This is a genomic window from Vitreoscilla stercoraria DSM 513, assembly GCF_000382305.1.
In the GTDB taxonomy this organism is placed as follows: Bacteria; Pseudomonadota; Gammaproteobacteria; order Burkholderiales; family Neisseriaceae; genus Vitreoscilla; species Vitreoscilla stercoraria.
Genome location: NZ_KB908045.1, coordinates 1 through 7,696, shown reverse-complemented (window position 1 = coordinate 7,696; position 7,696 = coordinate 1). Strand labels below are relative to the sequence as shown.

The 7,696-nt window shown below is 41.0% G+C and carries 8 protein-coding genes; 2 read left to right on the top strand and 6 right to left on the bottom strand.

Going from position 1 to position 7,696, the window contains the following annotated elements:
- Nucleotides 1-414: IS5 family transposase (locus tag H150_RS0113230; protein ID WP_019959533.1), on the top strand; the 414-nt coding region annotated here is incomplete at its 5' end.
- A gap of 468 nt (nt 415-882) precedes the next feature.
- On the opposite strand, the gene H150_RS0113220 is transcribed toward H150_RS0113230, so the two are convergent.
- The 3 genes from H150_RS0113220 to H150_RS14920 form a co-directional block, all read right to left on the bottom strand.
- The gene (locus H150_RS0113220) at nt 883-1,077 is read right to left on the bottom strand and encodes a hypothetical protein (protein ID WP_019959531.1); all 195 of its coding nucleotides are present in this window, start codon (nt 1,075-1,077) and stop codon (nt 883-885) included.
- Nucleotides 1,078-1,215: 138 nt separating this feature from the next.
- Complete coding sequence (locus H150_RS0113215) at nt 1,216-1,506, bottom strand: hypothetical protein (protein WP_019959530.1); 291 nt, start codon at nt 1,504-1,506, stop codon at nt 1,216-1,218.
- A gap of 129 nt (nt 1,507-1,635) precedes the next feature.
- On the bottom strand, nt 1,636-2,520 hold the full coding sequence (locus tag H150_RS14920) for an antA/AntB antirepressor family protein (protein ID WP_019959529.1): 885 nt from the start codon (nt 2,518-2,520) through the stop codon (nt 1,636-1,638).
- A gap of 149 nt (nt 2,521-2,669) precedes the next feature.
- Between H150_RS14920 and H150_RS14570 the strand changes: the two genes are divergently transcribed.
- A complete protein-coding gene (locus H150_RS14570) occupies nt 2,670-3,158 on the top strand; it encodes a hypothetical protein (RefSeq protein WP_019959528.1) in 489 nt (162 codons plus the stop codon).
- 28 nt (nt 3,159-3,186) lie between these two features.
- Here H150_RS14570 and H150_RS15195 read toward each other — a convergent pair whose 3' ends face one another.
- The 3 genes from H150_RS15195 to H150_RS0113190 form a co-directional block, all read right to left on the bottom strand.
- Complete coding sequence (locus H150_RS15195) at nt 3,187-6,108, bottom strand: cell wall hydrolase (RefSeq protein WP_169708887.1); 2,922 nt, start codon at nt 6,106-6,108, stop codon at nt 3,187-3,189.
- A gap of 72 nt (nt 6,109-6,180) precedes the next feature.
- Nucleotides 6,181-7,074, bottom strand: coding sequence for a hypothetical protein (locus H150_RS14915; RefSeq protein WP_019959526.1), 894 nt, complete (start codon nt 7,072-7,074; stop codon nt 6,181-6,183).
- A gap of 208 nt (nt 7,075-7,282) precedes the next feature.
- On the bottom strand, nt 7,283-7,696 hold a 414-nt coding region (locus H150_RS0113190; RefSeq protein ID WP_019959525.1), incomplete at its 5' end, for an IS5 family transposase.

Here is a 7,696-nt window from a genome sequence, read left to right as displayed (position 1 = left end):
AGTATTGGCGGCAACAGTTCAAAAATTCATTTGGCAGTTGATGCACATGGTAATCCGCTTGAGTTTCTTGTGGGCGATGGCATTACTCATGATATTAAAATAGCACCGATGTTGCTGCAGCTTTTGGACTTGAAAGATACTGAGTTTTTAAATGCAGACAAAGGTTATGACTCTGAAGAATTTAGGAATTTGGCTTATTCAAAGGTAGTACGTGCCAATATTCCACGGAAGAAAAATGCCAGAACCAGTAACTCACATATGGATTGGTTGATTTACCAGGCTCGGCATGTGGTTGAAAACACTTTTGCCAATTTAAAACATTACCGAGCATTGTCCAGTCGCTACGATAAGCTGCTAAACAGTTACATTAGCACCGTAGCACTTGCTTGTGGCTTGATTTGGTTGAAATTATGAATGTTCAACAGACCCTATAATCAAATACAATAAATCATTGGAAATTGATTAATTTTTATAAAAAAGCAGAAAAGCGTCCTGTAACTCCACAGGACGCCACCATACAATACTTCCCAACACTCAACCCATCAAGCAGGCTTAAACGCCACCTGTGCCAGCTCAACACTAAGGCATAAATTATCAACTACAGCGTACCTGCCACAATATAAAAATCGGTCACACTTACACACATCAAATAATTAACCATACTTCATACACTTTTCAAATCCGAAAAATTCATGACCTGCATCTAACCAACAAACAAAAACCCACTACGTTAATAGTGGGCTACGCTTAGTAATCAAGCTGAAAACTTACTTAGCTTTTTTCAATTGTTTTTTCAACTTCGCCAATTTGCCTTCATGCTTGGCAATTTTAGTTTTGCGAGACTTGATTTTCTTGTTTAACTTTTTCAATACTGACATAACCTTACTCCTGTTTTGATTGATCCGAAACTTTGTGTTTTTTCATAAAATCTCGGATAAACTTTCTTAACTCTCTGGCGGCGCTGGTATCCAATTGCTCGCACAACTGAACAAATTCATCGCGTTCCTCACCATTGATTCGAATTAAGAGCTGGCTGTCTTTTTTGCGCACTTTAGTTTTTTTATTGGAATCTTCCATAGCTTGAATCCTGAAAAAATTAAAGTGTGTATTTGCAAAAAAGTATATACAGTGTATATACAAAAAATACTTCCGTCAAATTTAATAATGCATTAAAGTTCTTAAAATGAAATTTCTAATATCATTTCTCTCTATTGCTTAATTCAAATAGGATGGATTACGTTTTACCGCAGCTTCAGTTTCTTCAATAAATCCAAGAACACCTCTAGCCTCATCAATAGCCTCTATGGCCGTATTAAAAGCCACTTTGTCATCTGTAAAAGTTTCATCCCAAACAGTTGAAGTGTTATCTGGAGTCACAATCTCCAACGTCCAATTTTCACCTGGTAATTTGTAAATTTGAATAGACAGGTATTGACCATCTTTTTCAAGCATTTGAGCATAAGGTGAATCAATCAGATCTACTTCAATATTTTTGCCAGCCATCATGTATTCTCTTTATATATCTAAAAACTTAGTCTATCTTAACTGAGTTATAGTTATTTGATAATCATTCAGGTTATAAAAGCGTCCTGTAACCCTACAGGACGCCACCATCTAATCTATTCAAACCCAAGCTTACTTATAAATCCCCACCACTTTACGCCAATCCTTTTGGCTCTCATAATCAGCAGCCCAAGGATAATCACGCATCGTCGTGTGATTCAACGCCACCATATCATGTTTTCTACCAAAGTTTTGCGTATGAATCCACACAACTTTGAAATGTTCGCTCACTGAGCTGACCATTTTAGGATTGATGACGCTTAACGCCATTTTGTAATGGTTGAACCAACAGAAAATCCAATCCATGCTTTGGGCTGCATTGACTAAGTTTTTGACTTGATACTCTTCCAAGACATAGCCGCTTGACTTTTCTGTAGTGAGCAACAACCGATGTAAGTACTCGGTTGCTTCGCCAACTTGCTCCAAAGTCAATTCATCAATGTGTTCAACATTGAAGCATTGGTGTACCAATTTGTAAGCGTCGGGATACAACATACCTTTTTTACTCACCACTGCATTGACCGCATCACGCAAGCCTGTGCGTTCATCGGTGGTGGTTGAGCGTCCTGTCATTTTATTCGCAATACGCTCACATTGAATAAAGTAGCGGCGAACCATGCGACCAATATCAGACTTCTCAATCATGGCTAATTCTTTTGCCATATCTAAGCTGAGATGGTAATCAATTTTGCCTCGCCCATGACCTATTTTCCGAGTTTGGAAAATAGTTTTGAAATCTTCATTTTCAACAAATCCATATTCTGAAATTCGGGCTTTAATCCATGCAGCAAATACTTTGCCTACCTGCAAAATTTTATGCAAAGTACGAGCATCAACCAATGATTCATCAATGCCATTTAATGTGCCTTGAAATACAGGTACTAAAAAACGATTTTCTGAAGTAGTTGCAAGTTTATTTAATGGTTGATTCATTTGCGGTAAACTTATAGCTGTCATAGCTAATCTCCGATTTGTTAATTGACACTCGCCTCCTACTGTCCGCCAAGATTGTCAGGAGGCGTTTTAATTTCTGACATGATAATCTTGTCATTGAAATAAGTATTTCATAGTGTTATTATCTTGTCAAATAAATTAAAGGAATTAACATGTCCGAGCCACAAACAGGTAGAGCTGTGAAGCAAGATGATTGGAAGCGTACTCAAATCAGAATGCCGCAAGACCACTATCAAAAAATCATGGAATATGCAGAAGCCAATAATATTTCTTTGAATACCGCCATGTTAGAACTTATAGAAAAGGGATTTGCCGCTGAAGGTATAGGCGGAAGAGTTAACTTATCAGAAGCCGATGTAAGAATTTTCAATTTAAAAGATGGAACGCAGCGAGTGGTTTTTGGCAAATTTGTTAACTCGTTAGATTTGGATTACTCGCAAAGCCTTGACGCTCTGCGTATAGATATTGAACTTGCTTTAGATGCCTTAAGAAGATCATCATTTCTCAAGCAATTATCATTTTTGAATAGAGATGTTCTTGTTTATCAAGGTGGACATCATATAGATGTGGTAGATAATGGTGAAAAAAGTCTTGGATGGCTAAAAGTCGAAGACTACTCTCCAGACGTTATTGATGATTAAAAAAGCGGCTAGAGAATAGCCGCATTTTTTAAGCCCCTGTTCCCCCACTCGTAACATTTGCAATTTCAGGATGTGACACCTGACGTTTAATCGGCGCATGAGCAATCTGACCACCAATACTACCTTGATTGGCCAATCCACGGCCATTACCATTATTGGTTGGCATTTGAATATTCTGAGGCTGTATATTAGCAGCGTTTAAAGCAACATTATTAGCATTCACAGCAACTTGTTGTGATTTTGGTTGAACCACAGGCGGCGTTTTAACTTGATGCAGTTTTGGCTTGGTTTGACTTGGCTTAGAACCAAGACTCACTCTAAATGCACCTGGGCGGCGAGATTGTAAATCTTTGGTAGTGCCATGAACATGGATGCTTTTACCAGCTCCAAAAACCATGCCCTCTTTTCTTGCACTGGTTTCCATGTCATTAACCCATGCTTTTTTATTTTTTTCATCAGACATGTTTGGGTTAGCATAGTGTAAGTGGCTACCAACACTAGACGGGCGGCCATTTTCACGCTCTTTTATGTATTTCATGGCATAGGCTCTCGTTCTTGCGCTAACAGCCGATGAGGGCATATTTTGTACCGAACCATAAGGATTATTATCTACCCACTTGCCGTTGGCATAATAGCCTTTAGGCCCATTGATTTTGGTAAATTGATTTTTAGCATTGGCCACATCACTCATAGAGTTACCCCATACGCCTGATTCAAGCCTGTTTAGCAAAGTATCCATTACTCCATTAGCCTGTGCTTCAAACGTAGCTTGATCCTTGAATTTAACCACTTCGGTATCTGTTACTTTAATCAAATTTTCAATGTCTTGGTCTGTCAATTGTAAAACTCGACCAGTAGCATTGGCATTGGACGGAGTGCCTTGCCCCGATTGTTGATTAACATGCTGCGTTGTCGGTTTATTGTTGCCAGTAACCATGTTTGCATACCTAGCAGCAGCTTCTTTGCTTTGCCATTCAAAATCAATATGGCCTGCGGTTGCCTTGCCTGATGGTTTGGTATATTCATCTCGAATGATGTAATCTTTTTTGTCTTTAAATCCTTGTTTCTTTAGCTCATCATGCATCTCTTGAACAATCTTAGGGGCTAAATTACGTCCTTCTGCCTCACTGGCTTTATTCCCTGACTGATTGTTGAGAGTCATATCAAATTTTAAGCCTTGTGTATGTTTAGAGTTCTTACTATTTACTTGATGCCAAACATCATTAAATGCACTAAACCAATGCAAACGGCTACCCAGTTTATCTTGCATGGTTTTTGCAAATTCAATCGTACCTTGTTCGGTTTTACCTCCACCGATTGATTCGGTAACGGTTTTTCCTTTGAAATTCGCATCAACGCGTTTTAGTTTTAAATCCTGCCAAGTAGTCAATTTACGACCATTTGGCTGTGCCTGTTGATTGGATTTAGGTACTTCAACCCCTGCATCCATTGAGCCCATATTCTGTCTTTTTGGGGTCTCTGCACCAGCATCCATGCTATACATATTTTTATCATCGCCTACGCCCACAAATTGCTTGGTTTTTTCCCAAGCATCGCCAGCATAGCGACTCACAGTATTCCATCCTTCACTAATAGTTTGACCAACTGGCGTTTTAGCAATAGCTTCAAACAATCGGTTAAAACCCTCTTTGAACGCATCAAATGCCTCTTTACCCAGACTTGTCAGCTTGTCAAAAAACACCTGTACTTTTTCAGGAACGATGGTTTTCCATAAAGCAATACCCGCTATGCCTATGCCTTTCCATGTGGTATCAGCAAGTCCTTTCACTGTTGACCATAAGGAACTCGAATCAATACCAAGCTTGTCAAAGAATGTTTGAAATTTACTAGGAATTAATGACTGCCAAAGATGGCTAGCACCTGATTTGGCAACATCAATAAAGCCTTTCCATGATCCAAACATCTTTTTGCTTAAATCTTTATCAATCGCCTTATCCACACGCTCAACAAAATATTCTGTCAAAGTAGAGCCGCCTAAGCCTCCAAGAATTGCACCGACAACACCACCAACTGCCGTACCAAGTACAGGCACAACAGAGCCAATAGCAGCACCTGCCGCACCGCCTGCCATTGCGCCAGCCACACCACCGCCAGCTACTGCAAAGTTTTTAGCATGTTCTTTGTTTTTTTCATGGCGCTCAAGGTCGCTTTGCTCGACACTAATACCTTCAAACAGCGCAAACAAAGCAGAAAGTGCACCGCCTTTGCCAATCAGCTTCAAACCTTGTTTTAAAATTTCCCACTTTGAGCTACTTGGACCTGCTGGACTTGGATTGGAATTGGGTGGTGCAATCGGTGGTACGCTAGGATTTGGCGATGTTGGTGGTCTTCTTGGTGTTTGCGGATTGCGCCCTGGTATCAGCAACGGTGATTTGAGCAGATTGCGCAAAAGACCACCGCCTGCACTCAAAAACCCCAAACTAGATGCAAGCATACCCAGTAGCGGTAAAAGTTTGCCCATCCACGACAATAAGCTGCTTCGATTGTTTTTGAGGTTCTTGTTGATTTCTTTGAGCATCAATTCTTGACGGTGATTGCTGCGAGCTTGAGCATCGCGATAACGACGCTGCTCACGGGTCAATTGTTTTTTCTTTTGATGCTCACCTTGATTGGCCAAAGGATGTGCCGTGTTGGCATTTCCGATTTGTTGAGCCTTATTTGAGGTGTTGGCCAAGCGTGGGCGGTTGGTTTGAACAATCGGTTTGCGCTGTGTTGTTGGCGTGGATTGACCTTGGCTGCTACCGTCCAGCCGCAAGCGTCCTGAAACCACCATTCGTTGCCCTGATTTTTGTATCTTGATGTGGTTTAAAATGGTTTCACTGTTTTTGTGCGTGGCAGCGACGGTGTTTTCAAGCGTTTTGATGCGCTTTTTACCGATTAAAAATCCATCATCGTCGTGCTGTAATTGAATCTGCAATTTGGTTGACATGAAAAAACCCATTACGTGGTTTGCAATGGGTCATTATCAATGCGGCTGTGAGGGTGTTTTAGAGATGTTCCCTCACTTGAACAAATCATCAATCGGTGACCAGTTATCTACCATTAAAGGCATTTTTTGAGTTTTCCCCGCATATTCATTCAAACTGTCTAACACCGCTTGTGTATTGGTTTGTGACAGCCAATTGGTTTCAGAAATATCCAGCTTCAACATCGGCTCAGGCTTCACGTCAAATTGACGTAACCGATGCTCAGCGTCCTGTAAACGCCATAAAGCATCATCCAATACAGATGCCATTTGCTGTTTTTCCAAACGTTCTTGCTCCACCACAACGTCGGCAATTTCCAAATCACTGACAACTTGGCCAAGTCGATTACGCACACTGTCCATCACCACACGCCGCTCGATGTCACGTGCTTTGAGCCATTCCATTTGCTGCTTGGATGTCAGGCGATCCAAATCAAACACACCGTCCATCACCATTTCATAACCACGATTGGTGGCAAAATTAGGGACCATCACGTAATCAAAGCCGTAAAATTGTGTCGGGGCTTCGGGAGTGGGTGTGAACACACTTGAAAAGCCACCGATTTTGGCTTGATACCATTCCCAAGCTTTACGACCCAATTCATTGTCCAAAAACTCAGCTTGGTGCTCGATGGTTCCATCTTGGCTGGCAGTGATGTGGATGGTACGGATGGCCGGCTCAATCGCCACGTATTTTTGACCTTGGCCATCATTGGCCAATACGGTTTCACTCGGAAGCATGCCCCATTCAGCCCTTACCCCATGCCCCAAATAGCCATACATGTCACCTGAATTGACCATCTCTTGCACTTGCGGCCCGTTAATCAAACGCACCACTTGAGCCACGTTGAAATTGCGCGGCTTACCGATGTGCTTGCGCCCTCGGTCGGTAATGTTGTAACGGATGATTTCCGATTTGTTTTTTGCCATGATGTACCCTGCCTAAAATGAAAAACCCACAAAGTGATATTGTGGGCTAGGTTTGGGTGAAGGATTTGAGGCGTTCCCTGAATCTAGAAAAAGAACTTTAACTAAAAAAAATTGTCTCACTCCTGCTATGAATAATGGCAATGTCAAGTAATATTATTGCTTTTAAACACCATAATGTGTACGATGTATTTTAGGGTCTGTTGAACATTCATAATTTCAACCAAATCAAGCCACAAGCAAGTGCTACGGTGCTAATGTAACTGTTTAGCAGCTTATCGTAGCGACTGGACAATGCTCGGTAATGTTTTAAATTGGCAAAAGTGTTTTCAACCACATGCCGAGCCTGGTAAATCAACCAATCCATATGTGAGTTACTGGTTCTGGCATTTTTCTTCCGTGGAATATTGGCACGTACTCCCTTTGAATAAGCCAAATTCCTAAATTCTTCAGAGTCATAACCTTTGTCTGCATTTAAAAACTCAGTATCTTTCAAGTCCAAAAGCTGCAGCAACATCGGTGCTATTTTAATATCATGAGTAATGCCATCGCCCACAAGAAACTCAAGCGGATTACCATGTGCATCAACTGCCAAATGAATTTTTGAACTGTTGCCGCCAATACT